At 70.6% G+C, this 25,314-nt stretch carries 29 protein-coding genes; 15 read left to right on the top strand and 14 right to left on the bottom strand.

Translation table 11 applies throughout. The features are described from left to right. Nucleotides 1–65: 65 nt before the first annotated feature. Complete coding sequence (locus ACIHFD_RS26725; RefSeq protein WP_397369166.1) at nucleotides 66–1,295, top strand: MurT ligase domain-containing protein; 1,230 nt, start codon at nucleotides 66–68, stop codon at nucleotides 1,293–1,295. After that, complete coding sequence (locus ACIHFD_RS26730; protein ID WP_397369167.1) at nucleotides 1,285–1,998, top strand: type 1 glutamine amidotransferase; 714 nt, start codon at nucleotides 1,285–1,287, stop codon at nucleotides 1,996–1,998. Before ACIHFD_RS26725 ends, ACIHFD_RS26730 begins: the two co-directional genes overlap by 11 nt. On the opposite strand, the gene ACIHFD_RS26735 is transcribed toward ACIHFD_RS26730, so the two are convergent. The 3 genes from ACIHFD_RS26735 to ACIHFD_RS26745 form a co-directional block, all read right to left on the bottom strand. Further along, the gene (locus ACIHFD_RS26735; protein ID WP_397369168.1) at nucleotides 1,950–3,137 is read right to left on the bottom strand and encodes an NAD(P)/FAD-dependent oxidoreductase; all 1,188 of its coding nucleotides are present in this window, start codon (nucleotides 3,135–3,137) and stop codon (nucleotides 1,950–1,952) included. The two genes, ACIHFD_RS26730 and ACIHFD_RS26735, sit on opposite strands and share 49 nt — an antisense overlap. Before the next feature lie 70 nt (nucleotides 3,138–3,207). Further along, nucleotides 3,208–4,074, bottom strand: coding sequence for an RNA polymerase sigma factor SigJ (gene sigJ, locus ACIHFD_RS26740; protein WP_397369169.1), 867 nt, complete (start codon nucleotides 4,072–4,074; stop codon nucleotides 3,208–3,210). 370 nt (nucleotides 4,075–4,444) lie between these two features. After that, nucleotides 4,445–4,807 carry a DsrE family protein gene (locus ACIHFD_RS26745; protein ID WP_350733216.1) on the bottom strand — a complete coding sequence of 121 codons (363 nt, stop codon included), beginning with the start codon at nucleotides 4,805–4,807 and terminating at the stop codon, nucleotides 4,445–4,447. A 366-nt stretch (nucleotides 4,808–5,173) separates the two neighbouring features. Between ACIHFD_RS26745 and cyaB the strand changes: the two genes are divergently transcribed. The 5 genes from cyaB to ACIHFD_RS26770 all read left to right on the top strand — a co-directional run bounded on the left by cyaB (nucleotide 5,174) and on the right by ACIHFD_RS26770 (nucleotide 9,016). After that, nucleotides 5,174–5,752: a class IV adenylate cyclase gene (cyaB, locus tag ACIHFD_RS26750; protein ID WP_397369170.1), complete on the top strand. Its 579-nt coding sequence runs from the start codon at nucleotides 5,174–5,176 to the stop codon at nucleotides 5,750–5,752. Further along, nucleotides 5,739–6,227 carry an FABP family protein gene (locus tag ACIHFD_RS26755; RefSeq protein ID WP_350733220.1) on the top strand — a complete coding sequence of 163 codons (489 nt, stop codon included), beginning with the start codon at nucleotides 5,739–5,741 and terminating at the stop codon, nucleotides 6,225–6,227. Before cyaB ends, ACIHFD_RS26755 begins: the two co-directional genes overlap by 14 nt. 6 nt (nucleotides 6,228–6,233) lie before the next feature. Beyond that, complete coding sequence (locus ACIHFD_RS26760) at nucleotides 6,234–6,530, top strand: DUF2470 domain-containing protein (protein ID WP_350733221.1); 297 nt, start codon at nucleotides 6,234–6,236, stop codon at nucleotides 6,528–6,530. Between the two features lie 860 nt (nucleotides 6,531–7,390). Continuing rightward, nucleotides 7,391–7,804 (top strand): Fur family transcriptional regulator, encoded by a 414-nt coding sequence (locus ACIHFD_RS26765; protein ID WP_185070409.1) that lies wholly within the window; start codon nucleotides 7,391–7,393, stop codon nucleotides 7,802–7,804. A gap of 273 nt (nucleotides 7,805–8,077) precedes the next feature. Continuing rightward, nucleotides 8,078–9,016, top strand: a complete 939-nt coding sequence (locus ACIHFD_RS26770; protein WP_397369171.1) for a YgfZ/GcvT domain-containing protein — start codon at nucleotides 8,078–8,080, stop codon at nucleotides 9,014–9,016. 155 nt (nucleotides 9,017–9,171) lie between these two features. Here ACIHFD_RS26770 and dtd read toward each other — a convergent pair whose 3' ends face one another. After that, nucleotides 9,172–9,597, bottom strand: a complete 426-nt coding sequence (dtd, locus tag ACIHFD_RS26775) for a D-aminoacyl-tRNA deacylase (RefSeq protein WP_397369172.1) — start codon at nucleotides 9,595–9,597, stop codon at nucleotides 9,172–9,174. A 60-nt stretch (nucleotides 9,598–9,657) separates the two neighbouring features. Between dtd and ACIHFD_RS26780 the strand changes: the two genes are divergently transcribed. After that, the gene (locus tag ACIHFD_RS26780) at nucleotides 9,658–10,566 is read left to right on the top strand and encodes an asparaginase (protein ID WP_397369173.1); all 909 of its coding nucleotides are present in this window, start codon (nucleotides 9,658–9,660) and stop codon (nucleotides 10,564–10,566) included. An 18-nt stretch (nucleotides 10,567–10,584) separates the two neighbouring features. Here the strand turns inward: ACIHFD_RS26780 and ACIHFD_RS26785 are convergent, their stop codons facing one another. Continuing rightward, the gene (locus ACIHFD_RS26785; RefSeq protein ID WP_350733228.1) at nucleotides 10,585–12,192 is read right to left on the bottom strand and encodes a DUF2207 domain-containing protein; all 1,608 of its coding nucleotides are present in this window, start codon (nucleotides 12,190–12,192) and stop codon (nucleotides 10,585–10,587) included. Nucleotides 12,193–12,220: 28 nt separating this feature from the next. Next, a complete protein-coding gene (locus ACIHFD_RS26790; RefSeq protein ID WP_397369174.1) occupies nucleotides 12,221–13,309 on the bottom strand; it encodes an FAD-dependent monooxygenase in 1,089 nt (362 codons plus the stop codon). Between the two features lie 109 nt (nucleotides 13,310–13,418). On the opposite strand from ACIHFD_RS26790, the gene ACIHFD_RS26795 reads away from it, so the two are divergent. Then, nucleotides 13,419–14,330 carry a TetR/AcrR family transcriptional regulator C-terminal domain-containing protein gene (locus ACIHFD_RS26795; protein WP_397369175.1) on the top strand — a complete coding sequence of 304 codons (912 nt, stop codon included), beginning with the start codon at nucleotides 13,419–13,421 and terminating at the stop codon, nucleotides 14,328–14,330. On the opposite strand, the gene ACIHFD_RS26800 is transcribed toward ACIHFD_RS26795, so the two are convergent. The 6 genes from ACIHFD_RS26800 to ACIHFD_RS26825 all read right to left on the bottom strand — a co-directional run bounded on the left by ACIHFD_RS26800 (nucleotide 14,327) and on the right by ACIHFD_RS26825 (nucleotide 17,793). Then, nucleotides 14,327–15,061 carry an alanyl-tRNA editing protein gene (locus ACIHFD_RS26800; protein WP_397369176.1) on the bottom strand — a complete coding sequence of 245 codons (735 nt, stop codon included), beginning with the start codon at nucleotides 15,059–15,061 and terminating at the stop codon, nucleotides 14,327–14,329. The genes ACIHFD_RS26795 and ACIHFD_RS26800 overlap by 4 nt on opposite strands. Before the next feature lie 25 nt (nucleotides 15,062–15,086). Further along, nucleotides 15,087–15,455, bottom strand: coding sequence for a DUF2516 family protein (locus ACIHFD_RS26805; protein ID WP_192789781.1), 369 nt, complete (start codon nucleotides 15,453–15,455; stop codon nucleotides 15,087–15,089). A gap of 119 nt (nucleotides 15,456–15,574) precedes the next feature. Next, the gene (locus ACIHFD_RS26810) at nucleotides 15,575–15,976 is read right to left on the bottom strand and encodes a hypothetical protein (protein WP_397369177.1); all 402 of its coding nucleotides are present in this window, start codon (nucleotides 15,974–15,976) and stop codon (nucleotides 15,575–15,577) included. Between the two features lie 3 nt (nucleotides 15,977–15,979). Then, nucleotides 15,980–16,471 carry a helix-turn-helix transcriptional regulator gene (locus ACIHFD_RS26815; protein ID WP_350733238.1) on the bottom strand — a complete coding sequence of 164 codons (492 nt, stop codon included), beginning with the start codon at nucleotides 16,469–16,471 and terminating at the stop codon, nucleotides 15,980–15,982. 63 nt (nucleotides 16,472–16,534) lie between these two features. After that, nucleotides 16,535–17,440, bottom strand: coding sequence for a M56 family metallopeptidase (locus tag ACIHFD_RS26820; RefSeq protein WP_350733240.1), 906 nt, complete (start codon nucleotides 17,438–17,440; stop codon nucleotides 16,535–16,537). After that, on the bottom strand, nucleotides 17,437–17,793 hold the full coding sequence (locus ACIHFD_RS26825; protein WP_357725389.1) for a BlaI/MecI/CopY family transcriptional regulator: 357 nt from the start codon (nucleotides 17,791–17,793) through the stop codon (nucleotides 17,437–17,439). Before ACIHFD_RS26825 ends, ACIHFD_RS26820 begins: the two co-directional genes overlap by 4 nt. Before the next feature lie 104 nt (nucleotides 17,794–17,897). On the opposite strand from ACIHFD_RS26825, the gene ACIHFD_RS26830 reads away from it, so the two are divergent. Genes ACIHFD_RS26830 through ACIHFD_RS26840 form a run of 3 tightly spaced genes read left to right on the top strand, consistent with a single transcriptional unit; the run spans nucleotide 17,898 to nucleotide 20,661 of the window. Beyond that, entirely contained in the window at nucleotides 17,898–18,374 is a 477-nt protein-coding gene (locus ACIHFD_RS26830) for a DUF305 domain-containing protein (RefSeq protein WP_397369178.1), read from the top strand. 3 nt (nucleotides 18,375–18,377) lie between these two features. Continuing rightward, nucleotides 18,378–20,141: a cytochrome c oxidase assembly protein gene (locus ACIHFD_RS26835; protein ID WP_397369180.1), complete on the top strand. Its 1,764-nt coding sequence runs from the start codon at nucleotides 18,378–18,380 to the stop codon at nucleotides 20,139–20,141. Between the two features lie 16 nt (nucleotides 20,142–20,157). After that, a complete protein-coding gene (locus ACIHFD_RS26840; RefSeq protein WP_397369182.1) occupies nucleotides 20,158–20,661 on the top strand; it encodes an O-acetyl-ADP-ribose deacetylase in 504 nt (167 codons plus the stop codon). On the opposite strand, the gene ACIHFD_RS26845 is transcribed toward ACIHFD_RS26840, so the two are convergent. Next, nucleotides 20,634–21,482, bottom strand: coding sequence for a class I SAM-dependent methyltransferase (locus ACIHFD_RS26845; protein WP_397369183.1), 849 nt, complete (start codon nucleotides 21,480–21,482; stop codon nucleotides 20,634–20,636). The genes ACIHFD_RS26840 and ACIHFD_RS26845 overlap by 28 nt on opposite strands. Then, nucleotides 21,475–22,218 (bottom strand): SDR family NAD(P)-dependent oxidoreductase, encoded by a 744-nt coding sequence (locus tag ACIHFD_RS26850; protein ID WP_397369184.1) that lies wholly within the window; start codon nucleotides 22,216–22,218, stop codon nucleotides 21,475–21,477. Before ACIHFD_RS26850 ends, ACIHFD_RS26845 begins: the two co-directional genes overlap by 8 nt. A gap of 161 nt (nucleotides 22,219–22,379) precedes the next feature. On the opposite strand from ACIHFD_RS26850, the gene mshA reads away from it, so the two are divergent. The 3 genes from mshA to ACIHFD_RS26865 are packed head-to-tail and all read left to right on the top strand — an operon-like array spanning nucleotide 22,380 to nucleotide 24,913. Then, nucleotides 22,380–23,618, top strand: coding sequence for a D-inositol-3-phosphate glycosyltransferase (mshA, locus tag ACIHFD_RS26855; protein ID WP_350733436.1), 1,239 nt, complete (start codon nucleotides 22,380–22,382; stop codon nucleotides 23,616–23,618). Nucleotides 23,619–23,666: 48 nt separating this feature from the next. Further along, nucleotides 23,667–24,146, top strand: a complete 480-nt coding sequence (locus ACIHFD_RS26860; RefSeq protein ID WP_397369185.1) for a YbjN domain-containing protein — start codon at nucleotides 23,667–23,669, stop codon at nucleotides 24,144–24,146. A 23-nt stretch (nucleotides 24,147–24,169) separates the two neighbouring features. Continuing rightward, nucleotides 24,170–24,913 (top strand): phosphoglyceromutase, encoded by a 744-nt coding sequence (locus ACIHFD_RS26865; protein WP_363962087.1) that lies wholly within the window; start codon nucleotides 24,170–24,172, stop codon nucleotides 24,911–24,913. Nucleotides 24,914–25,314: the final 401 nt, after the last annotated feature.

Genomic DNA, 25,314 nt, shown 5'->3' on the forward strand with positions numbered 1-25,314 from the left:
CGACCGGGCCGCGTTTTCGTGTGCATCTCCAGACTATCGGCCAATGCCGACTAGGATCCTTGGGCATGACCCAGCTTCCTCTGCGGGCCCAGCTCGCCAGCGTCCTGGGCCGCAGTGCCGCGACGCTGTCCAAGATGACCGGGCGCGGGGACGGGTCGGTGATCGGCGGGCGAGTGGGCCTGCTGCTTGAGCCCGACCTCCTGCGCAAGCTGGCCCGCGACCGCAAGCTGGCCCTGGTCAGCGCCACCAACGGCAAGACCACCACCACGCGGCTGATCGCCTCGGCGCTCCTCGAGCTCGGCGACGTCGCCACCAACGCGCTGGGCGCCAACATGCCCGCCGGCCACGTCTCGGCGCTCTCCCAGAACAAGGCCGCCCCGTACGGCGTGCTCGAGGTGGACGAGAAATACCTGCCGGAGGTCCTCGACACCACCGGCGCGGGCGTCGTGTGCCTGATGAACCTCAGCCGCGACCAGATGGACCGCGCCGCCGAGATCTGGCTGCTCGCGCAGAAGTGGCGCAGGGCGCTGTCCGGCAAGCCCACCCACGTCATCGCCAACTGCGACGACCCGCTCGTGACCTGGGGCGCCTCCACGGCCGCGAAGGTCACCTGGGTCTCCGGCGGCCAGCGGTGGAAGGAAGACTCCTGGTGCTGCCCCGAGTGCGGCGGCCCGCTGGACCGTAAGGACGCCGACTGGGCGTGCAAGGAGTGCACGTTCCACCGGCCGGAGCCGCAGTGGGCGATCGACGACGAGGTGGCCGTCGATCCGCGCGGGCAGCGGTGGCAGCTCGACATCCAGCTGCCCGGCCTGGCCAACCGGTCCAACGCGGTGATGGCGCTGGCGGTGGCCGAGGCGTTCGGGGTGCCGGTGGAGCGGGCGCTGCCGCGGCTGCGCCAGGTCACCTCGGTGGCCGGCCGCTACACCACGGTCGAGCGCGACGGCCGCCACGCGCGGCTGCTGCTGGCGAAGAACCCGGCGGGGTGGTTGGAGGCGTTCGACGTGTCCGACCCGCAGCTGCCGATCATCCTCTCGGTCAACGCCAACGGTCCCGACGGGCGCGACACCTCCTGGCTGTGGGACGTCGACTACCGCATCCTGCGCGGGCGCCCCGTCTTCGTGACGGGCGAGCGCCGCCTCGACCTGGCGCTCCGGCTCGACGTGGCGGACGTGCCGTTCACGCTGTGCGGCTCGTTCACGGAGGCGCTGTCCATGCAGCCTCCCGGCCGGGTCGACGTCATCGCCAACTACACCGCCTTCCAGCAGATCCGAACGGAGTTCGGCCGTGCCGACTGACAGCGCCCTTCGCATCGTCTGGATCTATCCTGACCTGCTGAGCACGTACGGTGACCAGGGCAATGCGCTCGTCCTGGAGCAGCGCGCGAACCGCCGGGGGATCGCGACCGAGACGATCCACGTACGTTCGGCGGACCCGGTGCCGGATTCGGGCGACATCTACCTCATCGGCGGCGGCGAGGACCGCCCCCAGATCCTGGCCGCCGAACGCCTGCGCCGCGACGGCGGCCTCCACCGCGCCATCGCCCGCGGCGCCGCCATGCTGGCGGTGTGCGCCGGATACCAGATCATGGGCAGCACGTTCGGGGGCGAGGAGGGCCAGCCGGTGGACGGGATCGGGCTGCTGGACATCGCCAGCTCCCGCGGTCCCGCCCGAGCGGTCGGCGAGCTGGCCGCCGAGGTGGACGCCGCGCTCAACCTCCCCACCCTGACCGGCTTCGAGAACCACATGGGCATCACCCACCTGGGCCCCGGCGTCAAGCCCCTGTCCCGGACCCTCGTCGGGGTGGGCAACGGAGACGGCTTCGAGGGCTGCTACGCGGGCCACGTGGTGGGCACCTACCTCCACGGGCCCGCCCTGGCCCGCAACCCGGCCCTGGCCGACCTGCTGCTGTCGTGGCGGGTGGGCGACCTGGCACCCCTCGACAACTCCCGTTACGAGGCCCTGCGCCAGGAACGCCTGGCCGCCGTCCTGTCCGGCTGACCGGTCTCCTCGCCGGGAGGGAAGAAGGGCAACTCCAGGTAGACGTGGTCGGCGGCGGCGAGGATCTTCGCGGCGTCGTCGACCGGCGGGTGGATTGCCTGGTTGATCCGCGTCTTGATCTCCTTGCCGTCGGCGCCTGAGGCCATCACCCTTCGGTCCCAGCCCCGGGTGAAGATCCCGCCGGCGCCGCCCAGGTCCAGGCAGGTGACGTACGGGCCGGGGGTGAAGTCGCGCAGCGGCACGCCGAGCAGGTCGGCCGCCGCGTTGTACCCGGCGACCTTGCCGAGCGGAGTGGCGTGCTGGCAGGCCTGCATGACCGTGTGCTCGGCGTCGAACGCCGCGGCGGCCGTGTCCCCGGCGGCGAACACCTCGGGAAGGACGCGCAGGTGTCCGTCCACCGGCACGCGGCCGAGGTGGTCGAGCTCGGCGGAGATCTGCCGGGTGAGCTCGCTGGCCCTCATCCCGACCGCCCAGACCACCGCGTCCGCCTCGACCCTGGTGCCGTCGGACAGGACGGCGTACCGGTCGCCTACCTCCGTCACCGTCGTCCCGAGGCGTCGTTCGACGCCCAGCTTGTCCAGCGCCGCCTCGATCTCCTCGCGCGGGCCCGGGCCGAGCTGGTGCCCGACCACCTGTGAGCGGTCCACCAGCAGCACCCGGCCCCGGGCGGCCAGCTCGGTCGCGGCCTCCAGGCCCACGAACCCCGCGCCGACGACCACGGCACGGTAGTTCTCGCGGTCGCGCAGGTGGTCGGCGAGCCGCCGGGCCCCGTCCAGGGTGTCGATGTCGAAGAGCCGTTCGGCGCCGGGCAGGCCCTCGGGCCGGACGAGCTGGCTGCCCGCCGCCAGCACCAGGCGGTCGTAGCCGATCTCCCGGCCGTCGGCCACCACCACGCGGCGGCCGGTGTCGATCGTGCTCACCGACGCCCGCAGGTGCTCGACGCCGATCGGCCCGAGGACTCTGCCGAGCTCCACCTTGGCCAGGTCCGGCTCCGGCTCGTACAGGCGTGGTCGTAGCACCAGGTGCTCGTTCGGCGAGATGAGCGTGATGCGCAGGTCCGCCGCTCCGCGCGCCAGCGCCGCTCCCGCCGCGCTCCACACGCCCGCGAAACCGCCTCCGATGATCACAACGTGCGCCACTGTCCCGTCCTCTCTCCGCCTGGCCCCCGGGGGATCGGGGGCCGGTCGGCAGGGAGACAAGACGGCGGGGTCAGATGTGACCGAGGCGGGCGAGCTTGTTCGGATTGACCAGCCGCCTGAACGTCGTGATCCGCCCGTCGGCGATCTCCACGGTGTCGAGCCAGACCAGCTCGCCGCCGTGGTAGGTCGCCAGGGCCGGGCGCCCGTTCACCTCGATGACCCGGAACGCGTCGGGCCGCCTCAGCTCGATCTGCCTGACCGCCAGCAGGGCGATCCGCTCGGCGCCCCGGACCGGCCTGCGCGCCGCGGTCACCTCGCCGCCGCCGTCGGCGACGTATACGGCCTCGGGGTGCAGCAGCTCGACGAGCCCGGCCAGGTCACCTGCGTCGGCGGCCGCCTTGAACGCCCTGAGCAGCCGTTCGGTCTCGGCCCTGGACGCCCGGGGCCGCTCCTGGACCGCGGCGACCCGCGCCCGCGCGCGGGAGGCGAGCTTGCGGCCGGCGGCGGGCGTGCTGTCGAGCACCTCGGCGATCCGGGCGAACGGGAAGTCGAAGACGTCGTGCAGCACCAGCGCGACGCGTTCGGCGGGGGTGAGCGTCTCCATGACCACCAGCATCGCGGTGCTCACCGACTCGTCCATGAGCACCCGGGCGGCGGCGTCGGGCCCGGTCAGTAGCGGTTCGGGCAGCCAGGGGCCGACGTAGGACTCGCGGCGGACGCGGGCCGACTGCAGCACGTTGTAGGACGTCCGGGCGGCCACGGTCACCAGCCAGGCCCGCAGATCCCGCACCTCGGACAGGTCGGCGGCGACGGCGCGCAACCAGACCTCCTGTGTCACGTCCTCGGCCTCCGTCACGGTGCCGAGGATCCGGTAGGCCGCCCCGAAGACCGCGGAGCGATGCGATTCCCACTCGGCCTCCGCCAACGCGCCGGTCATCTCCACCCTCCGCCTCCTCGATCGACTCCCGATCCTAGGCAAACCCGCTCTGCCCGCCCGAACGGCGGGGTTCAGGACAGGCTTCTGGGGCCGGGGTCCGAGCATTGGTTGGTGAACTCACGACGGCCGGGCCGAAAGCCAGGGGCCGACCGGCGCGCAACGGGCGTTGGAGCTGTCGCCCACCACGACTCCCGCACCTTGCCACCCTCGCCACCGGCCACCGATACCGGCCACCGGGGTCGGCGGCCGATGTCGGCGGGCCGGAGGCCTCACCCTGCACTCAGGGCAGGCGCCTGCTCTTCGCGCGCCCCGTCTTTGGGACGCCGGCGGATGGGCCTCAGGGGGATGTGCGGCCTACGATCTCGGAGGATCAGTAGACCAGCGCCTGGGCACCTTCCCTGACCACTTCCTCGACGAACGCCGGCGCGCCCGCGATGCGGACCCCGTCGATGAGATCGTCCACCGTGATGTTCCTACGGGCCGCGCACTGGGTGCAGAGTGTCACGCGCCCCGCCGCCAGCACGGCGTCGAGGAGGTCGGCGAGTGGCGCGGCGTGCGGCAGGCTGAACTCCTTGGCCCTGCCCGGCAGCGCGAACCACGAGGCCTCGCCGGTCAGCCACAGGGAAACGGGCACACCACTCGCGAGCGCGGCGGCCGCGACATTGAACGCCTGGTTGCACCGCTCAGGGGCATCCGCCCCGGCGGTCACCTTGATCACCAGTGATCGTTCCATACCGTCACCCTAACGCCCCCCGACTTCCGGCGAAGGACTCCAACCGAATACACAAGCCCGCGCGGGAAAGACCCCACCTTGACCGAAGAAACGCCGCGAAGAACACCGCCCAACAGGCTCCCCGAAGGGACGCCGAAGGACGCCACCCGACGGGCTTCCGCAAGGGACGGCGGAGGACGCCACCCGACGGGCTCCCGCAAGGGACGCCGGAGGACGCCGCTCCACGGGCTCCCGCAGGGGACGCCGAAAGGCGCCGCCCCACGGGCTGTTACGAGGGATGCCGGAGGGCGCCGCCCGACAGGCTCGCGCAGGGGCGCCAGAGGGCACCGCTCCACGGGCTGCTACGAGGGAGGCTGAAGGAGGAGCATGTGGATCGAGGCCGAGTTGAAGGCCGTCGTGCGGGATCCCGTCGGCGTACGGGCCGCGTTGCGGGAGCGTGCGCCGGAGACGGCCAGTGTCTACCGCGATGTCTACTACGACACCCCCGATCTCCGGTACTCCCGCGATGGGAGGGAGATCCGGGTGAGGGTGGTGGACGATGGCGCGGTGAGCCTGCTCACGTTCAAGGATCCCAGCGTCGATCCGGTCAGCGGGTCCAAGCCTGAGTACGAGACCGGCGTCGAGGACCCGGTGGCGATGGAAGCGGTGCTGCGCAAACTTGGGTTGCGGGAAGTGATTCGGTACGAAAAGCGGTGCAGGAACTACCGGATTTCGAAGTCGGGGCTTTCTTTGCTGGCCACGCTCGTGACCATTCCCGAACTCGACGGTACGTTTCTCGAAATCGAGGCAGTGGTCGAGCCCGACGCGGTGCCCGGCGCATTGCGGGTGATCAGGCAGGTGATGGCGGACGTCGGCATCGGCCGCGATGATCTCACCACCGAGCTGTACACCGAGGCTGTACGGCGAGCCAGGAGCACTACGCTTGGGGAGCATGGAAGAACCTGAGGTGCACCCCGCCCTGGAGCCCATTGCGTTCCTGCTCGGCCGGTGGGAAGGCGCCGGCGTGGGCGGCTACCCGACGATCGAGAGCTTCAACTTCGGGCAGGAGATCGAGTTCGGGCACAACGGGAAGCCGTTCCTGAGCTACGTGAGCCGCACCTGGCTGCTCGACCAGGACGGCAACCGGGTCAAGCCGCTGGCCACCGAGTCGGGGTACTGGCGCCCGCAGCCCGACAGGCAGATCGAGGTGGTGCTCGCCCACCCGACCGGGATCGTCGAGATCTACATCGGCGAGGTCGTCTTCCACAAGATCGAGCTGCGGACGGACGTCGTGGCCCGTACCGGCACCGCCAAGGAGTACACGGCGGGGCACCGGCTGTACGGGTTGGTCAACGGCAACCTGATGTGGGCGTACGAGATGGCGGCCGTGGGTCACCCGCTCACGGACCATATGTCGGCGGAGCTGAAGAAGGTAGCTTGAGCCGATATGAGCACGCCTTTCACCGCTGACGCCGTCGAGGCGATCAAGCGCCACATGAATGACGACCACGCCGGGGACTCGCTGATCATCGTGCGGGCGCTCGGCGGCCGGCCCGACGCCACCTCGGCGGTGACGAGTGACGTGGATGCCGAGGCGATCGAGTTCATGGTCGATGGTGGGGAGCGGGTGCGGGTGCCCTGGGGAGAGACGCTCACCGAGCGGGCCCAGGTGCGTAAGGCCGTGGTGCAGCTCTATCGGGACGCGTGCGACAAGCTTGGCATCGCGGCGCGGGGTGAGCACTGAACGGGGGCTCTTGGTCTCGCCTGGCCCCTTCGCCCCTCGAGCCTGTCCCCTCGTCTCTCGAGACTGTCTCCCTCGCCCCCGAGTCGCGCTTCATGCCGTAGCGATCATGGTGGCGGCATATCGGCGACTGAGGACACCGGTGGCTGGCATATCGGTGGTCCGGATATCGCTGGCCGGAACATCAGCGGCTGGGATATCGGTGGCCAGGTGAGTAACCCCGGTGGTGCTCTGCGGTGGTCGAGGTCTCGGTGGTCGGGTGCGTAATCCCGGTGGTGCTCTGCGGTGGCGGAGGTCTCGGTGGTCGGGTGCGTAACCCGGTCGTGCCGAGGTCCCGGTGGCTGGGTGAGTAACCCCGGTGGTGCTCTGCGGTGGTCGAGGGTGTAACTCGGTCGTGCGGAGGTCCCGGTGGCCGGGTGAGTGACTCCGGTCGTGTCGAGGTCCCCTCAGCGGCCGGGTGAGTGGTCCCGGTCGTGCTCTTGGAGCCGGTGCCGGCCACGGCCCGAAGCGTCAGGCGGGGCTTTCACGAGCGGGGCGTCCGTCCGGCAAGGTGCGTGCAACGGCTCGGCTTCCCGACGTGGACATGAAGAAGGGCCCCAGGCGAACTCCACCTGCTCGGCAGGTGGGCCGGATGGACCAAAGACGGGATCATGGTCCCGCCCTCCGGCTACCAGGGGCCCCGGTGGTTGCCTCGTATTCGCATACGTCACGAGACAACAGTCCGCAGCGCTAGCGGACAACCACCTCGCTAGCCCAACTATGATTCACCATTGTTTGGACCACCTCCTTTCCGCGTACCAAAGACGCTATGCGCTTGTGCGCGAAAGGGGCAAGTGAATATCGCCGGGCCGTACACTCAGGGCATGACGGAGACGCAGTGGCATGAGGAACTCCGCGCCAAGGGCTACCGGGTCACCCCGCAGCGCCAGCTCGTCCTTGAGGCGGTCAAGACGTTGGAGCACGCCACGCCCGAGGAGATCTGCGTCAAGGTCCGCGAGACCGCGCGTGGCGTGAACATCTCCACGGTCTACCGGACGCTGGAGCTGCTCGAAGAGCTCGGCATGGTGACCCACACGCATCTGGGCCACGGTGCGCCGACCTACCACCTGGCCGCTGAGGCCGATCACGTGCACCTGGTGTGCCGGGGGTGCGACGAGGTGTTCGAGGTACGGCCCGAGCTGGCGGACGGGCTGGTCAAGGGGCTGGACGAGGAGCTGGGGTTCGTCGCGGATGTGCACCATCTGACCGTCTTCGGACGGTGCCGCAACTGCCGGTAGCGGGCGGGAGGACGGCCGCCTCCGGGCGTTCCCGTGACTGTCGTGACTGCTGGGAGTTGGGGCGGTGGTCGTTCACGGGGGGTTGAGCGGCTGCCACAGGTGGGTGGGTGAGTGGTCGTGTGCCCAGGTGTTGGGCGGCTGCCGTTAGTACGTGAGTGGTCGCTTCCGGTTGTTGGACGGCTGCTGTACGTGGGCGAGTGGTCGTGGCCGAGGGCTGGGTGAGTGGGTGGGGGGTTTTCAGGCGGTGGCGTGAGTGCCGATAACCTGGAGGGCATGCGTAGCCCTCTGCTCGATCTCCCCGGTGCCGTCGCGGCCGATGGGCCGGATTCCGACGTTGCCGCGCACTACGGCGATCTGTTCGCCGAGCAGCGTGCGCTGGCCAAGGGTGAGGCGGTCGTCGACCGCAGCAACCGTGAGGTGGTCCGCATCTCCGGCGTAGACCGGCTGAAATGGCTCAACGACCTCACCTCGCAGAAACTCGACACCCTGAAGCCAGGCGAGTGGACGCAGACGCTCGATCTCGACCTGCAGGGTCACGTGCTGCACCACCTGACGCTCGTCGACGACGGTGAGAGCATGCTGGCCCATGTCGAGCCGGGCACCGCGCAGAGCCTGATCGACTATCTCGACCGGATGCGGTTCATGCTGCGGGTCGAGGTGTCGCGGGCCGACGACCTGGCCGTGCTGTCCACGGCCGCGGAGGACTTCCTGGTGCCGCGCGACGAGCTGCCCGACCACCTGGGCAAGCCGTTGGCGGGGCTGTGGGCGTACGAGGCGCTGCGGATCGAGGCGCACCGGCCGCGGCTGGGGTTCGACACCGATCACAAGACGATTCCCCATGAGGTGGACTGGATCGGTGCGGCCGTACACCTGAGCAAGGGGTGCTACCGCGGCCAGGAGACGGTCGCCCGGGTGCACAATCTCGGGCACCCGCCGCGCCGCCTGGTGTTCCTGCACCTCGACGGCAGTGTGGACACGCTGCCGGTGCACGGCGATCCGGTGATCTTCGAGAGCCAGGAGGTCGGTGTGGTCGGGTCGGCCGCCCGGCACCACGAGCTCGGGCCGATCGCGCTCGCGGTGGTCAAGCGGACGGTGCCGGTGGACGCGCCGCTGCTGGCCGGTGGGGTGGCGGCCGCGCAGGAGGTCATCGTGCCGCCGGACGCGGGACGCAACGTCTCCATCGACCCGGCCCTCCGCCGCCGCATCCGCTGAGGGCCCTCCCGGTGGCAGACACCCAGGTGAGGTCTCTCCCGGCGGCAGGCGCCGAGGCGAGGTCTCTCCCGGGGGCAGACGCCCGGGTGAGGCTCTTCTGGTGGCGGGCGCCGAGGTGAGGGCTCTCCGGGGGGCAGGCGCCCGGGCGTGGGCGGTCAGAAGTCGAGGATGAGGGTGATCGGACCGTCGTTGACGAGCGACACCTTCATGTCGGCGCCGAAGACGCCCGTCTCCACGTGCGCCCCCAGCCGGCGCAGCTCCTCCACCACGGCCTCCACCAGCGGCTCCGCGACCGGCCCGGGGGCGGCGGCCTGCCACGTCGGCCGCCGTCCCTTTCGGGCGTCCCCGTACAGGGTGAACTGGCTGATCACCAGGAGCGGCGCCGACACGTCCGAGCAGGACTTCTCGCCGTGCAGGATGCGCAGGCCCCAGAGCTTGGCGGCGAGTTTGGCGGCCTCGGCCCGCGTGTCCGTGTGGGTGACGCCCACCAGCACCAGCAGGCCGGGCTCGTCGATGGCCCCGACGATCTGACCGTCGACCACCACCGACGCCGAACTCACTCTCTGCACCACTGCTCGCATGGCAACCCATTCTGGACCAGGAAGAAGGGTTCGTAGACTCATGCCGAAAGGGGAAGCGAAATGTCGATGATTGTGGAAGTTGTCCGGTCCGGGTTCGTGGAGTCCACGCATCAGGCTCGCATGCTGACGGTGGACGCGGAAGGACGCCCGGTCGAGGCGAAGGGCGCAGTGCATGTTCCCGCGTCGCCACGGTCGTCGATGAAGCCGCTCCAGGCGCTCGGCATGCTCCGTTCCGGGCTCGGGCTGGAGGACGAGCTGCTGGCGCTGGCCTGCGCCTCGCACTCGGGCGAGCCGTTCCACGTGGACGGCGTCAGGAAGATCCTCGCGGGCGCCGGGCTGGAGGAGCCGGCGCTGCTGTGCCCTGAGGACTACCCGTACGACCGGAGTGCCACGGAATGCGGCCGCGTCTACATGAACTGCTCCGGCAAGCACGCCGCCATGCTGGCCACCTGCGTGCTGAACGACTGGCCCACCGAGTCCTACCTCGAGCCCAAGCACCCGCTCCAGCGGGCGATCCGCGAGACCGTGGAGGACCTGACGGGGGAGCGGGTGGCGGCCTCCGGGGTGGACGGGTGTGGGGCGCCGCTGTTCTTCGTGTCGATGCTCGGCGTGACGAAGGCGTTCAGGGCGTTCCCGATGTCGTCCCCCGACTCGTACGAGCGCAAGATCTTCGACGCGATGAGCACCTACCCCGAGTGGACCTCGGGCACCGACCGCCCCGAGGCCAAGCTGATGCGCGCGCTGCCCGGGCTCATGCTGAAGGCGGGGGCGGAGGCGTTCGACGCGTTCGCGTTCGAGGACGGGCGCGCGGGCACCGTCAAGATCGAGGACGGGTCCCAGCGCGCCCGCGTCCCGGCCACGGTCGCGGCCCTGCGCTCGCTGGGCCTGGACGCGCCGGAACTGGCCGAGCTGGCCGCCCCGCCGGTGTTCGGCGGCGGCCGGCCGGTGGGTGAGCTCCGGTTCCGTTAGAAGGACGTCAGAGGGACGTCAGAGCGTGCGGAACTGGCGGGTGGCGGAGATGGCGCCCGAGGTCGTCGTGGTGAACGTCCGCATCGACCCGGCGAACTTGGACAGGTCCCACTCCGCGGGCCCGTGGTACCAGTACAGGTTGTCGGACTGGTGGCCGTTCCCCGTGACCGAGGCCACCACCCGCGACCAGTGCTCCACCCCGTCGAAGATCACCGCATAGGGCAGGTAGCGGGAGAACAGCTCCACCCGGTGCTGCTCCGGCACCTCCCCCAGCTCGCCGGAGAACAGGTACTGCCGGAAGCCCATCGTGTGCGCCAAGGCCGCCGAGCCCTTGGCCGTCTTGGCCGGCATGTACTGCCCGCCGACGGCCAGCGCGCCGCCCGCGATGATGACGGCCAGACCCAGCAGCCCGTACGTGGTGAACCAGGCCAGCCCCGCCGTGGCCAGCACGCCGACCGCGATGAGCACCACGCCGATCGTCGTCCACCTGGTGCGCTCGGTGTCGGGCCGGCGGGCGAACCAGCCCTGCTTGACCACGTCGGCGTACAGGGCGTCGCGCACCTTGCCCAGGTGGGCCGCGAACGAGCCGGACAGCTGCGACAGCAGCACCGCGTCCCGCCCGTCGAAGATGGCGTCGTACAGGGCGCGCTCGTACGGCAGCAGCGCGTTGACCGGCGCGTTCGGCAGCCTGACCAGCATCCAGTCGGGCGCGTCGTACGTCTGGCGCGGCTGCTCGTCGATCCGCAGGTAGCCGCGGACCGCGAGGTCGACGATCGTCGCGGTCACGTCGACCACGTCGGCCTGTTCGTCCACCAAGGTGCCGATCTGGCCGGGCCGTACCCCGTCGGGCGGGGAGAAGTGGCCGTTCTGCACCGGATCGACCGGGCCCTGCGCGTGGCCGGCGGCCCTGGCGTCACGGCCGCGCGTCCAGTAGAGCAGGGCGACACCGCCGAGCAGCAGCACCAGCAGGCCGGCCAGGGCGCCGCCGGTGACGATGTTCAGGGTGAACGCGGAGGCCAGCGAGAAGCGCCTCTCCAGGATGGGGACGCCGGAGCTGGACCCCTTGGGGTAGCCGACGACCACGGTCAGGGCCTGGCTGGGGGCGATGTTCTCCTGCTCGAAGTCGGCCTCGGTGGCCGAGTGGTCCATGGAGGCCGAGGTGCAGCCGATGGCCGAGGTCAGCTCGCCGGCGAAGCAGGACAGGTTCTGGACCTGCCCGGGGCCGTTCACCTTGACCGTCGCCTTGGCGACCTGCTGGCTCCAGCCGTTCACCGCGAACCAGCGCAGCTCCTCGACACCGCCCGAGGTGGTCACCGCCCCCTTGACGTCGTACTCGACCGTTCCGTCGCCCTTCACGGTGAGCACGTCGCCGGCGAGGGTGCCGCCCTTGACGTTCGAGATCTGGTAGACGCGGTCGTTGCCGTCGTCGTACCGCGTCCTGGTGATGAACGTCCGCTTGAGCTCACCCGACGCCCCGCTGATCTTCTCGACCACGTGCAGGGTGCCGTTCTTGCCGAGGGTCATCGTCACCTCGTCCGTGATCCCGGCGCTCGCCGCGTACGCGGGTACGGCGGTCAACGTCAGAGCGGTGGCTCCGAGGGCGGCCATCGTGAGTCTGATACCCATGGCGGCAAATCGTATCGGTTCGTGACTGTCAGTCCAGCGTGATGCTGGTTGCCGCCCGCTGAACGCTTTCCGGCGAGGCGCCCTGGCCGGGGTTCTCGTGGGCGAGCGCCTGGTTCTGCGCGACGTACGGGCGCATGCGCTCCTCGTACCGGTCGAAGGCCCCGATCGGGTCCCTGCCGAGCTCCTGCGCCAGCACGTACGCCCCCACCAGCGCCAGGCTGGTGCCCTGCCCCGACAGCGGCGAGGCGCAGTAGCCCGCGTCGCCGACCAGCGCGACCCGGCCCTTCGACCAGCGCTCCATCTTGACCTGGGCCATGGCGTCGAAGTAGAAGTCGTCGGCCTTCCACATGGCCTCCAGCAGCTTGGGCACCTCCCAGCGCAGCCCCGAGCAGCGCTCCTGGATCAGGCGCTTCTGCTGCTCGACGTCGCGGTGGTCGTAGTCGATCGGACCCGCGCCGAAGCCCAGGTTGACCCGCATCACGGTGGCGTCCCGGTCGCTGAAGAGGGCGCCTCCCGTGTCGCCCTCGCGGAACCAGGTCTGCCAGTGGTCCAGCCCGAGGAAGTTGTCGGCGGTGAAGATGGAGACGTACATGCCGAGGTGGCAGAGGAACTGCGCCTCCGGGCCGAAGGTGAGCCTGCGCACGTTGGAGTGCAGGCCGTCGGTGCCGAACACGTAGTCGTAGCGCCCCCGGCCGCCGCTCTCGAACGTCACGTCCACGCCGTCGGCGTCCTGGTCGAGGGTGGCGATCGAGTCGCCGTACACGTACTCGGCGCCCGAGGCCGAGGTGAGAATGGCGGTCAGGTCGTCGCGCATGATCTCGATGTCCGGGCTGTCGAACCGGCCGCCGCTGACCGTCTCCTCATAGCTGCGCATGAGCTCGTTGCCGTCGCCGTCCACCATGGACATGCCGCGCATGGTCGTCCGCAGAGCCTTGATCTGCTCGATGACGCCCATCTTCGCGACCACGTCCAGCGCGGCGCCCCTGATGTCGATGGCCTGACCGCCCTTGCGCGGTGCCGGGGCCCGCTCGACGAGCGTGGTCTCGTACCCGTGCCGCCGCAGCCAGTACGCCAGGACGGGGCCGCCGACGCTCGCGCCAGAGATGAGGACCTTCATGATCTGCTCCTTGTTCGCAGATGTTGACGTTGTACGCTGAATGTACGCAGTACGGACAGCAGCTCACAAGGGTAAGATGGCAAGATCTGTACTAGTACAGGAGGATGGGATGGCAGCCCCCTACGCCGAGATCGTCGCCGACATCAAGCGCCGCATAGCCGACGGCCGGCTCCGCCCAGGAGACCGCGTCCCGTCCACCAGGCAGCTCGCCAGGGACCGGGGGGTCGCCCTGGCCACCGCCGCCAAGGCGCTCGCCCTCCTGGCCCAGGAGGGCGTCGTGGTCGCCGAGCCGCGCGTGGGGACGATCGTGGCGGAGCCGCGCGGGGGCAGGGCGGCGGCCCGGCGGCCGGATATCTCAGGAAACGAGATGACGCGGGAGCGCATCGTACGGGCCGCCGTCGAGATCGCCGACGCCGAGGGCCTGTCCGAGCTCACCATGCGCGGCGTCGCCGACCGGCTCGGCATGGCCACCATGTCCCTCTACCGCCACGTGGGCGGCAAGGACGACCTGGTCCTGCTGATGGTCGAAGCCGTCGTCGACGAGTTCCCGCTGCCCGGGGAGCCCCCGGAGGGCTGGCGGGCCAGGCTGGAGGTGTCGGCGCACCTCCAGTGGGCCGGCTACCGCGCGCACCCGTGGATGGCCGGCGTCACCTCGCTGACCAGGCCATTGCCCTCGGCCAGCCTGCTCAGGCACACGGAGTGGGTCATGGCCGCGCTGGCGGGCACGAGACTCGACGCCACGGCCAAGATGCACGTGCACACCCTGGTCTACAGCTACGTGCAGGGCATCGCCGCCAACCTCGAGCTGGAGCGGCAGGCCCAGGCCGCCACGGGGCTCAGCGCCGACGAGTTCATGGCCGGGCAGGAGGAGCACCTGCGCTGGATCGCCGAGTCCGAGGAATATCGCGCCTTCGCCGGGGTCGTGGCCGAGCTGAACGGCGACTTCGACCTCGACCTGGACCGGCTCTTCGAGTTCGGGCTCGGGCCGCTGCTCGACGGCCTCGCCAAGGTGATCGACTAGTCGGAGATCTGGATGCGCAGCCGGCGGAAGCCGCGGCCCTTGCTCTCGATCTTGGCCACCTTGATGTGGCCGATCTGCTTGGTGGAGGCCACGTGGGTGCCGCCGTCGGCCTGGGTGTCGAGGCCCACGATGTCGACGATCCGCACGTCCTGGACGGCCTCCGGGACCAGGTTGGTGGCCGTGCGGATGATGTCGGGGATCTCGAACGCCTCCTTGCGCGGCAGGACGCGTACGTCGATGCGCCGGTCGGCGGCGATCTCGGTGTTGCAGGCGTCCTCGACGGCCTCCTTGAACCCGGGAGGCACTTCGGGCAGGTTGAAGTCCATCCGCGCGCTGAGCTCGTCCATGTTGCCGCCGGTGACGAGGCAGCCGTAGTCCCTGAACACCACCCCGCACAGCACGTGGAGGCCCGAGTGCGTACGCATGAGGGCCGAGCGCCGCTCGTCGGCCACCGCCGCCTCGACCACGGTGCCCACCGGCGGGATCGGATCGCCCTCGGCCGGGATCAGCTGGAGGTCGTCGCCCTTGCGCACCCCCACGACGCGCGTCTCGACGCCCTGCCAGATCAGCACCCCGTGATCCGCCGGCTGGCCGCCGCCGCCCGGGTAGAACGCCGACCTGTCCAGCACGATCCCCTCGGGCGTCGCGTCCAGCACGACGGCCTCGAAGTCGCGGAGAACCTGGTCGGACAGTTCCAGCCGCTGCGTGCGCCCGTGGAGGTCGTAGGTCATGTCGGCAGCCTAACGCCCGGGTCGATCACCAGGGGCCGTAGGGACCGTTGTTGCCCCGCCCGCCCATGCCCTTGACGGCCGGCTTGACGTCCACGATGTAGATCGTGGCGGCGATGGCCGCCACGATCGAGAAGAAGCCCAGCGCGCCCAGGCCGATGAAACCGGCGCCGCCGACGATGAGGAAGTCGATGAAGTAGCTCCAGGCGCCGCCCACCGAGAACAGCGTCGCCAGCGCCAGGATCAGCAGCCAGATGTTCTTCTGCAGCTTGCCCGCCGAGACGAAAGCGCCGGTCGGCACCCGTAGCGCGTGCACGAGCGCGTACGCCGACATGCCGAAGATGACGGCGGCGAGCACCAGGAAGAGGAGATTGAGGACACTGTTGATCAAATTCATGTTGTTGGCTCCGCACAACGCCGCAATGAAATCGGCTTCAGCCTAATAGGCGACCCTGACAGACGGGCACCCCAAAGCGGAAAGCCCGCCTCCCTCGGGAGACGGGCTTTCGCGTCAGCTCAGCCCCTCGCCTTGGTGGTGCGGGGCTTCCTGGCCGGGGTGGCGGGCTTGGCGGCCTGCGCCACCTCTTCGAGCTCCAGCGCGGCGGCGTCGCTCGTCTTGCTGACGACCCGGCGGCCGCGCGTGGCGAAGTCCTCGTAGGCCTCGGTGGCCCTGCCGGCGAGCTGGTCGGCGTACCCGCGGGCCTTCTCCGGGAACTCCTTGGCGAAGCTCTCGGCCTTGCCGGCGTACGCGCGGGCCATCTCCGGCAGGTCCTTGGTCAGCTCGGTGCGGCGCGACTGCAGCTTCTGCAGCTGCTCGGGCAGCTCGCGGAGCTTCTCGACCGCGAAGTCGCCGACACCCGCGACGGCGTAGAACGGCTTGGACTCCGTAAGCTTCTTGACCTCGGTTGCGAGCGTCATGGGTTAACCTTCCTTGGTTTCCTGGGTGACGTTGCCGTTGCCGGAGGTCGCCGTATAGGGCTCAAGAGCGGCGAGAAACTCCTCTGACAGCGGTTCGTCGTCCGATCCGGAGTCGTGCCGGGGGCGAGCATTCTGGGAGGTCTGCTCGTCTTCGGCGCGCTTCTCCTTACGGAACGACTCATAGATATCAATCAGCACCTGGCGTTGCCGTTCGCTGAGGTGCGTGTCGGCCCTGATCGCCGTGATGACGTCGCTCGGCGGCTCGCGGTCCTCGATGAGGCCCGCCTGCACGTAGAGCGCCTGCGAGGAGATGCGCAGACCCTTGGCGATCTGGTTGAGGATCTCCGCGCTCGGCTTGCGCAGCCCACGCTCGATCTGGCTCAGGTAGGGGTTGGAGACCCCTGCCGCCGCCGCGAGCTGGCGCAGCGAGATCTTCGCCTGCTGCCGTTGCTCGCGGATGTATTCACCGATCGAGTCGACCTTGGGTAGTGCCATGCCTCATAGTCTGCCCCGTAGTGCTTGCAATTGCAAACGGGACGGTTAACGCCAGCAAGCACGTCAGAGCTGGAAGACCCACAGGAGAGGCGCCGAGGTGACCAACGTCACAGAGAGTGCGATGTAGCCGTAGCGCACCGGGGCGGCCAGCTCGGGACCCGGCTTGATCAGGCGGTCGACCCTGGCCATGACGTGCTTGGCGTGCACGCCGAGCATGCCGTGGGGGGTCGGCATGGCGCCCGCCGTACCGAACCTGAGCAGCGCCGTCGCCAGCCTGCGCGGCGAGCAGTAGCGCCGGGCGCGGTCGTCGGCGGCCATCTCGATGAGCAGCTCCACCTGCGCCTGCGCGTCGGCCACCACCTTCGACCAGGGCAGCGCCCTGCGCAGCGCGGCGAACGGCAGCAGCACCAGGTCGTGCCGCTCGCGCACGTGCGCGGCCTCGTGCGCGAGCACGGCGGCCATCTCGTCCTCCGACAGCAGCTTGAGCGCGCCCTCGCTCACCACGACCTGCGAACGCAGGCCGGGCACGCAGTAGGCGGCGGCGCCGGGGTGGGCGAGCACCCGCACCCCGGGCACGCCGGGGTCGTCGTGGGAGATCAGCGCGAGCAGCATGCGGTGCCTGCGGCGGGCGCGCAGCGCCTGCACGCCCGCGGTGAGCAGCACCGCGATCAGCACGGTCAGGGCGGTGAGCCCCGCGATCAGGGCCAGCACGTGCAGCGGGTCCCACGCCTCCAGGGGCGCCTCCCCCCGCGCGAACGCGAACAGCCCGGGCAGCACCCCCTCGCCGTACGGCTGGACCGCGTAGGCGAGCATGGCGCCGGTGGTGGCCAGGCCCCAGGACACCCCCAGGGACTGCCAGACGATGATGGCCAGCCGAGGAGCGCGTGAGGTCCACCGGGCAGTCGTGAAACGCCAGGAGCCAACCGCGCACGCCGTGGCGAGCGCTGCCAGCGCCGCTGCCGTGATCACTCTTCCTCCAGCTCCGTAAGGGCTCTGCGCAGGATCTCCGCCTCCGAGCCCGACACGGCCTGGGCGAAGCGAGTCAGGGCGGCCGATCGGTCGCCCGTCATGTCCAAGGCTTCCAGCATAAGCTCGGCGATGTACGCGTCGCGGCTTTCGGCCGGTTGATATCTCCATGCGCGGCCGTCCCGGGTGCGCTGGAGGAAGCCCTTCCGGGTGAGGCGGTCGAGCACGGTCATCACCGTGGTGGGGGCAAGGTCGCGGTCGGCGATGAGCCTGCCGACCTCACGGGCGGTCAGCGCGCCGCTCTCCGCCCAGAGGATGTCCATGATGCTGCGCTCAAGCTCGCCAAGACCCTTCACGCCCTACAGGCTAGCTCTACAACCTGTCGAGCAGGCATTTGGGTCGTGTGAACCGCGTCTCCGTGTCGTGCGTACCTCCGTGCATGCGTTGGAGTACAGCGGTTGTGGCCCTGCTCGGTCTGGTGCTGGCGGCCGGGTGCGCGGCCTCGGCGGACAGCACGTCGACGACACACGATCAGGCTGACGTGGTCTTCAGCCAGGAGATGATCACGCACCACCAGCAGACGATCCAGCTGGCCGAGGTGGCGGCCAAGAGCGGAAAGTCCCCGTACGTCCGTGACCTGAGCACGAAGCTCATCGCGGAGGAGAAGGCGGACATCGACATGATGTCGTCGTGGCTGCAGTCCTGGAAGGAGACCGTGCCGCCGGAGCCGGCCGACCGGATGGGCGCGGATCTGAAGGCCGGCTCCGGCTTCGACAAGGAGTGGCTGTCGGCGTTGTCGGGCCATCTGGAGCACGGCGTGATGATGGCCGAGACCGTCAAGAAGTCGGGCAAGCACGGGCCCACGCTCGAGCTGGCCGACAAGATCATCAAGGCCCAGAAGGCGGAGCTGGCCGAGATCGCCAAGCAAGCGGGCTGACCCATGGCCAGGGCGTTCCCATCGGTCCCATCGGTCGCGGCAGGGAAGTCGGCCAGGACCTACGCCGGTGCGGCGGTGGCCGCCGGCGTCGTGGTGCTGGTCGTCGTCCTTCGGTTCGGCGGGGCCATCAAGCCGGAGCTTCCCGGGCTTCCCACCGCCGGGCCGTTCACCGAGTGGGGGCTGCCCCTGGCCCGGTTCTGCTTCGACGTGTGCGCGGTCGGCTGCGTCGGGACGCTCGTCGCCGCCCTCCTGGCCCCTGCCTCCTCGCCCGAGTCCCGGTCCTGCCGTCGCGCGGCCGGCTGGTGGGCGCTCGGCTGGGCCCTGGCGACCGGGCTGAGCTACGTGCTCACCCTGTCCAACCTCATCCCGCTGCCCGCCGGAGCCCTGCTCGCCTCGCCTGATCTGCTGGAGTTCGGCACCTCGATCCCGCAGACCCAGGCCCTGCTCGTGGTGCTGGCCGCCACCGTCGTCGTGGGGCTCACCTGGCGGCTGCCCTCGGCGGTCCGGCTGGCGGTCGCCGTGTTCGGGCTGCTGCCGCCCGCCTACGTCGGGCATGCGGCCTCCGCGGGCGACCACGACATCGCCGTCTCCGCCCTCATGTCGCACCTGGTGTCGGTCTCGGTCTGGGTCGGCGGCCTGGTCGCGGTGCTCCTCCACTTCCGCCGGTCCCCGGATCTGCCGGCGGTGCTGCCCAGGTTCAGCGCGCTCGCGCTGTGCTGCTTCGCCGCCGTGGCCGTCTCGGGCGTGGCCAGCGCCTGGGTACGGCTCAGCACTCCGTCCGACCTCTGGCAGAGCTCGTACGGGCAGCTCCTGCTGGCCAAGACCGCGGCCCTCGTGCTCCTGGGCCTGTTCGGCTGGACCCATCGCCGCCGCACGGTCGAGGGCATCGCCGACCGGTCCGTACGCCGGACCTTCGTCCGCCTGGCCACCGGCGAGGTGATCGTGATGGCGGCGGCCGTCGGGCTGGCCATCGGCCTGTCCCGCACACCGCCCCCGCCCGGTGGCGGTGGCGGTCACGACCAGGCCGCCCTGGAGTACGCGCTCGCCCCCTTCACCCCGGAAGCGCTGATCACCGAGCTCCGCCTGGACCCGACCGTCCTGATCCTCCTGATGCTGCCCGCGGTCGCCTACGCGGTCGCCGCGCGCAGGGCGGCCACCTGGCCCGCCGGCCGCGCGATCGCCTGGTACGCGGGCCTGGCGCTGACGGCGCTCGTGCTGCTCGGCGGGGTCGGGAGCTACGCGCGGGCGATGTTGCCGGTCCACGCGGTCCAGCACACGGTGCTCACCGTCGTCGCCCCGCTCCTGCTCTGCCTGGGCGCCCCGTTCACCGTCGCTGGCCGGTACCGGTTCCTCGCGCATCCCGCCGTCTACTTCGGGGCGTCCGTCCTCCTCTACGGCACGCCCTGGCTGTCGTGGTCGCTGTCCGGCTACGCCCCTCACCTGCTCACCGAGCTCCTGTTCTTCGGCCTTGGCCTGCTGGTGTTCGGCGTCCTGACCGGGGCGGACCCGGAGACGTGGGGCGACCGTGCCCGCCTGCTGGCCGCCGTGACCCTGACCCACCTCGCCGTCGGGACGTACCTGCTGCTCGCGCCCCCGGTCGCGGCCGACTGGATCTCGCTCGTGGCCCCGTCCGGCGCGCCCGGCGTCCTCGCCGACCAGCGCCTGGCCGGAGCCGTGGCCATGCTCCTGCCGCTGCCGGGGCTCGTCCTGCCGGCCGTGCGCATGGCCGGCAGGGGGACCGCGGTGCTGGTGCGGGGCGGCCGTTGATGCCAATCTCGGTGAGATGCGCATCACGTTGGTGAAAGGCGACATCACCGAGCAGCCGACGGACGCCGTCGTGAACGCCGCCAACTCCTCCCTCATGGGCGGCGGAGGCGTGGACGGCGCCATTCACCGCCGCGGCGGTCCGGAGATCCTCGAGGAGTGCCGGAAGCTGCGGGCCGGCCACTACGGCAAGGGATTGCCCACCGGAAAGGCGGTCGCGACGACGGCCGGGCGCCTGCCCGCGAAGTGGGTGATCCACACGGTCGGGCCGGTGTACTCCATGTCGGTGGACCGTTCGGAGCTGCTGGCCTCCTGCTACCGGGAGTCGCTGCGGGTGGCCGACACGCTGGAGGCCAGGTCGGTGGCCTTCCCCGCGATCTCGACCGGGATCTACGGCTGGCCCATGGACGACGCCGCGCGGATCGCCCTGGACACGGTCCGGCAGGCGGACACGTCCGTGGAGGACGTCCGCTTCGTGCTGTTCGACAGCGCGGCCTACGCCGTGTTCGAGGCGCGCCTCTGATCGCGGGGATCCACCGCCGAGAACGGGAGGGTCAGCTCGCCGAGCCGCCACCGGGCCGGGCCGCCGAGCGGCGGCCGCCCGGCGACGGGCCAGGAGCCCGACAGCGCGCGCACGGAGGCCAGCCACCGCTGCCGCAGCCCATGGGCCCCGTACGGCGCGCTCACCGCCCACGCGTGGTCGAAGTCGCTCAGGAACGCATGAATCCGCTCGCCCGGCACATTCCGGTGGATGAGGGTCTTCGGCAGCCGGTCGGCCAGGTCAGAAGGCCGCTCGAAAGCATCGAAACGGGCCGAGAACGTGATCGTCTGGGGCCCTTCCGGAGAGAGCCCCACCCAGATCGCGCGCCGCCCGTTCTCGGACGAGGTCCCCTCGACCAGGACGCCGCCGGGGGCGAGCCGGCCTCTGAGCACGTCCCAGTAGTGCCACGCCTCGGCCTCGCCGTACTGCCTGAGGACGTTGAAGGCCCGCACCAGCGTCGGCGGGCGGCCGACGGGCAGCTCGAAGCCGCCCAGCCGGAAGCTCAGGCCCTCCCGCTCGTACGGCTTGGCCACCGCCACCCTCGCCGGGTCGATCTCGATCCCGACCACCTCGACGCCGGGGGCCACCCGGCGCAGGCGGGTGAACAGCTCCAGCGTCGTGGTGTGCGACGCCCCGTACCCGAGGTCCACCACGAGGGGGCGTTCGGCGGCCCGCAGCAGCCGGCCGTGCGCGGCGGCGATCCACCGGTCGGAGCGCCGCAGCCGGTTGTGCCCGGTCGTGCCCCTGGTGATGGCGCCGACCGGTCCGCCCCCTGCCTTGGCGGCCCCGGCCGGTCTAGCCACCGACGCGGTGCACCTTGTGCTGGGCGGCCTGGGCCCGCGGGCGGATGATCATGCGGTCGATGTTCACGTGGGCGGGGCGGGTCACGCACCAGGCGATCGCGTCGGCCACGTCGTCGGAGGTCAGCGGGCCGGGCACGCCCTCGTAGACGCGCGCCGCGGCCGCCTCGTCCCCGCGGAACCGGGTGACCGCGAACCCCTCGCTCTGCACCATGCCCGGCGCGATCTCCACGATCCGCACCGGCTGCCCGACCAGCTCCAGGCGGAGCGTCTCGACCATCGACGTCTGCGCGTGCTTGGCCGCGACGTAGCCGCCGCCGCCCTCGTACGACACCAGGCCCGCCGTCGAGGTCACCATCACCAGCACGCCGTCGCCGGACTCGACGAGCTTGGGCACGAACGCCTGGGTCATGCGCAGGGAGCCGAGCACGTTCACGTCGTACATCTGCTGCCAGTCATCCAGATGCCCCTCCGCGACCGATTCAAGGCCGAGGGCGCCACCGGCGTTGTTGATCAGCACGTCGCACCGCTCGAGCGAGTCCGCCAGCGCGCCGACCGACTCCTGGGAGGTCACATCCAACGTCACCGGCCTGATCGTGGGCACCTCCGCGGCGAGCTTGTCGAGCCGCTCGCGCCGCCGCGCGCCCGCCACCACCTCGAAACCCTCGGCGGCGAGCCGCCGCGCGGTCGCCTCGCCGATCCCACTGCTCGCCCCGGTCACCACAGCCGTTCTCCGCATGCTCCTCATCCTGCCAGCCCTCCCGGGCATGTTGACGACCGCCCTAAATACCCAGTTATGACCATGTGTCGGGAATGTCGCAAAAATCTGGACGGTTATAAGCCTTCTGGAGGTGGTGTCGAGTGAGGCGACGACGGGTCAGCCGGGTCGCGACCATCAGCATGCACACATCGCCCCTGGACCAGCCCGGAACGGGCGACGCCGGAGGCATGAACGTGTACATCGTGGAGTCCGCCAAGCGGCTGGCTCACCTTGGCGTGGAAGTGGAGATCTTCACCCGGGCCACCGCCCGCGACCTCCCGCCCGTGGCCGAACTCGCCCCAGGCGTCCTCGTCCGCCACCTCACCGCGGGACCGTACGAGGAGATGGAACGCAGCGAGCTGCCGAGCCAGCTCTGCGCGTTCCTGTCCGGGGTGCTGCGGACCGAGGCCATGTACGACCCGGGCCGCTACGACGTCATCCACTCCCACTACTGGCTCTCCGGCCAGGTCGGCTGGCTGGCCAAGGAGCGCTGGGGCGTGCCGCTCGTGCACACCATGCACACCATGGCCAAGGTCAAGAACCTCCTGCTCGCCCAGGGCGACAACCCGGAGCCCAAGGCCCGTGTGGTCGGCGAGGAGCAGGTCGTGCAGGTCGCCGACCGCCTCGTGGCCAACACCGTGGACGAGGCGCGGGAGCTGATCGACCTGTACGGCGCCGTCGAGGAGCGCGTCGCCGTCGTGAACCCGGGCGTCAACCTCACCGTCTTCCAGCCCGCCTCGCAGGGCGCCGCCCGCCGCCGGCTCGGCCTGCCGCAGGACGCGCACGTCCTGCTCTTCGTGGGCCGCATCCAGCCGCTCAAGGCCCCGGACGTGCTGCTCCGCGCCGCCTCCAGGATGCTCATCGACGACCCGTCGCTGCGCGAGCGCCTGGTCGTGGTCTGCGTCGGCGGGCCCTCGGGCAACGGCCTGGCCAGGCCGTCCCTGCTCACCGAGCTGGCCGCCGAACTCGGCATCTCGGACGTCGTCCGCCTCGTTCCTCCGGCTCCCCAGGAGGAACTGGCCGACTGGTACCGGGCGGCCTCGGTGACGGTCGTGCCCTCGTACAGCGAGTCGTTCGGCCTCGTCGCCCTGGAGTCCCAGGCCTGCGGCACCCCCGTGGCGGCCGCCGCCGTGGGCGGGCTGCGCACCGCCGTGCGGGACGGGGTGTCGGGCCTGCTCGTGGACGGCCACGACCCGGCGCAGTGGGCGCAGGCGCTGCGCCGCTTCGTCGTCTCGCCGCGCTGGCGCGACTCGATGTCGGCGGGAGCCCGCGCGCACGCGGCGGCGTTCGGCTGGCAGGCGACCGCGTCCCGCCTGGTGGAGGTGTACGCGGCCGCCATCGCAAACCTCCACAAAACGCCCATCGCCCTGAACTTCTAGCCCTTTCCAGCCCGACCTTTGTTCTGGCGGCCTTCTATCCTTGTCGGCATGCGCGATGTCGTCGAAGCCGCGCTCAAGGCCGCGGACGTCACCTACGACGAGCCGCGGCCGGGCGCGTTCCTGGTCAAACTGCCCGGGCAGCACAAGCTCGCCACCATGACGTGGTTGATCGTGGGGGAGCAGGCGCTGCACGTCGAGGCGTTCTTCTGCCGCCAGCCCGACGAGAACCACACCGAGTTCTACCGCTGGCTGCTCGGCAAGAACGGCTCGATGTACGGCGTGCACTTCTCGCTCGACCCCGTGGGGGACGTCTACCTGGTGGGCCGGGTGCCACTGGCCGCCGTCACGGAGGCGGAGGTGGACCGGCTGCTGGGGTGCGTGCTGACGTACTCGGACGACTGGTTCGACCGGGCGCTGGAGCTGGGATTCGCCTCGTCGATCAGGCGCGAGTGGGAATGGCGGGCCAAGCGCGGGGAGTCGCTGGCCAACCTGCAGGCGTTCGCCCGATTCGCCGACCCGGACCGGTAATCCCTGACCATAGGATTGGCGATATGGCGACTTTGGTGCTGCTTAGGCACGGCGAGAGTGACTGGAACGCGAAGGGCCTGTTCACCGGCTGGGTGGACGTGAGCCTCTCGGCCAAGGGTGAGGACGAGGCCCGCCGCGGCGGCAAGCTCCTCCAGGACGCCGGACTGCGCCCGGACATCGTCCACACCAGCCTGCTGACCCGGGCCATCCAGACGGCCCAGCTGGCGCTGGCGGAGGCCGACCTGCTCTGGCTGCCGGTGAAGCGGAGCTGGCGCCTCAACGAGCGCCACTACGGCGCCCTCCAGGGCAAGAACAAGGCCCAGACGCGCGAGGAGTTCGGCGACGAGCAGTTCATGCTGTGGCGCCGCTCGTACGACGTGCCGCCGCCCCCGATCGCGGACGACGACGAGTTCTCCCAGGCCGGCGACCCCCGCTACGCCCTGCTTCCCCCGGAGCTGATGCCCCGTACGGAGTGCCTGAAGGACGTGGTCGACCGCATGCTCCCGTACTGGTACGACTCGATCGTCCCCGACCTGTCGGCCGACCGCACGGTCCTGGTGGCCGCCCACGGCAACTCCCTGCGAGCCCTGGTCAAGCACCTGGACGGGGTCGGCGACGAGGAGATCGCGGGCCTCAACATCCCGACGGGGATTCCGCTGCTGTACGAGCTGGACTCCGACTTCCAGCCTCAGCGGCCGGGCGGCGAATACCTGGACCCGGACGCCGCCAAGGCCGCCATCGAGGCCGTCGCCAACCAGGGCCGCTAGGCGACGACGCCTTCCAGCGCTTCCCAGGGGGCTTTAGCCCCCTTCGACCCCCAAAGGCGTGGTCCTCGCAGGAGAGGCGCGCTTCGCGCGAAAGGGCTCAGGCTGTGTTGTGTGGGGCACGCCCCCACACCCCTGGCGAGGGGACTCCCGTCCCCTCGCGCTCCCCGGGCCTCGGCCGTCGTGCGACCAGTCGTGGCAGGCCGTGTCACAGTCGAAAGATGGCATCCCAGAGCCGGTCACACGTGAGCTGACGGGCCGAAGATCAACGCCTCTGGCTGTCGATGGTGTTCCGTCGACAGGCGAGCGGGCCCAAGGCTAGGGTGCGGGCTTTGCGCGCCACAAGATCGCCGAATCGCTGCGTTCAGGACTCGCCCCGCCCGATTTTGATCTCGGGGGCCACG

Source organism: Nonomuraea sp. NPDC051941 (assembly GCF_044593615.1).

What these genes read in the sequence shown, in the direction of transcription:
- ACIHFD_RS26840 (WP_397369182.1), top strand. Translation starts at nt 20,158, where the DNA reads ATGCGCATCACGTTGGTGAAAGGCGACATCACCGAGCAGCCGACGGAC.
- ACIHFD_RS26795 (WP_397369175.1), top strand. Translation starts at nt 13,419, where the DNA reads ATGGCAGCCCCCTACGCCGAGATCGTCGCCGACATCAAGCGCCGCATA.
- ACIHFD_RS26765 (WP_185070409.1), top strand. Translation starts at nt 7,391, where the DNA reads ATGACGGAGACGCAGTGGCATGAGGAACTCCGCGCCAAGGGCTACCGG.
- dtd (WP_397369172.1), bottom strand. Translation starts at nt 9,597, where the DNA reads ATGCGAGCAGTGGTGCAGAGAGTGAGTTCGGCGTCGGTGGTGGTCGAC.
- cyaB (WP_397369170.1), top strand. Translation starts at nt 5,174, where the DNA reads ATGTGGATCGAGGCCGAGTTGAAGGCCGTCGTGCGGGATCCCGTCGGC.
- ACIHFD_RS26810 (WP_397369177.1), bottom strand. Translation starts at nt 15,976, where the DNA reads ATGACGCTCGCAACCGAGGTCAAGAAGCTTACGGAGTCCAAGCCGTTC.
- ACIHFD_RS26790 (WP_397369174.1), bottom strand. Translation starts at nt 13,309, where the DNA reads ATGAAGGTCCTCATCTCTGGCGCGAGCGTCGGCGGCCCCGTCCTGGCG.
- sigJ (WP_397369169.1), bottom strand. Translation starts at nt 4,074, where the DNA reads ATGACCGGCGCGTTGGCGGAGGCCGAGTGGGAATCGCATCGCTCCGCG.
- mshA (WP_350733436.1), top strand. Translation starts at nt 22,380, where the DNA reads ATGCACACATCGCCCCTGGACCAGCCCGGAACGGGCGACGCCGGAGGC.
- ACIHFD_RS26860 (WP_397369185.1), top strand. Translation starts at nt 23,667, where the DNA reads ATGCGCGATGTCGTCGAAGCCGCGCTCAAGGCCGCGGACGTCACCTAC.
- ACIHFD_RS26850 (WP_397369184.1), bottom strand. Translation starts at nt 22,218, where the DNA reads ATGCGGAGAACGGCTGTGGTGACCGGGGCGAGCAGTGGGATCGGCGAG.
- ACIHFD_RS26725 (WP_397369166.1), top strand. Translation starts at nt 66, where the DNA reads ATGACCCAGCTTCCTCTGCGGGCCCAGCTCGCCAGCGTCCTGGGCCGC.
- ACIHFD_RS26835 (WP_397369180.1), top strand. Translation starts at nt 18,378, where the DNA reads ATGGCCAGGGCGTTCCCATCGGTCCCATCGGTCGCGGCAGGGAAGTCG.
- ACIHFD_RS26865 (WP_363962087.1), top strand. Translation starts at nt 24,170, where the DNA reads ATGGCGACTTTGGTGCTGCTTAGGCACGGCGAGAGTGACTGGAACGCG.
- ACIHFD_RS26785 (WP_350733228.1), bottom strand. Translation starts at nt 12,192, where the DNA reads ATGGGTATCAGACTCACGATGGCCGCCCTCGGAGCCACCGCTCTGACG.
- ACIHFD_RS26745 (WP_350733216.1), bottom strand. Translation starts at nt 4,807, where the DNA reads ATGGAACGATCACTGGTGATCAAGGTGACCGCCGGGGCGGATGCCCCT.
- ACIHFD_RS26770 (WP_397369171.1), top strand. Translation starts at nt 8,078, where the DNA reads ATGCGTAGCCCTCTGCTCGATCTCCCCGGTGCCGTCGCGGCCGATGGG.
- ACIHFD_RS26755 (WP_350733220.1), top strand. Translation starts at nt 5,739, where the DNA reads ATGGAAGAACCTGAGGTGCACCCCGCCCTGGAGCCCATTGCGTTCCTG.
- ACIHFD_RS26805 (WP_192789781.1), bottom strand. Translation starts at nt 15,455, where the DNA reads ATGAATTTGATCAACAGTGTCCTCAATCTCCTCTTCCTGGTGCTCGCC.
- ACIHFD_RS26800 (WP_397369176.1), bottom strand. Translation starts at nt 15,061, where the DNA reads ATGACCTACGACCTCCACGGGCGCACGCAGCGGCTGGAACTGTCCGAC.
- ACIHFD_RS26760 (WP_350733221.1), top strand. Translation starts at nt 6,234, where the DNA reads ATGAGCACGCCTTTCACCGCTGACGCCGTCGAGGCGATCAAGCGCCAC.
- ACIHFD_RS26780 (WP_397369173.1), top strand. Translation starts at nt 9,658, where the DNA reads ATGTCGATGATTGTGGAAGTTGTCCGGTCCGGGTTCGTGGAGTCCACG.
- ACIHFD_RS26815 (WP_350733238.1), bottom strand. Translation starts at nt 16,471, where the DNA reads ATGGCACTACCCAAGGTCGACTCGATCGGTGAATACATCCGCGAGCAA.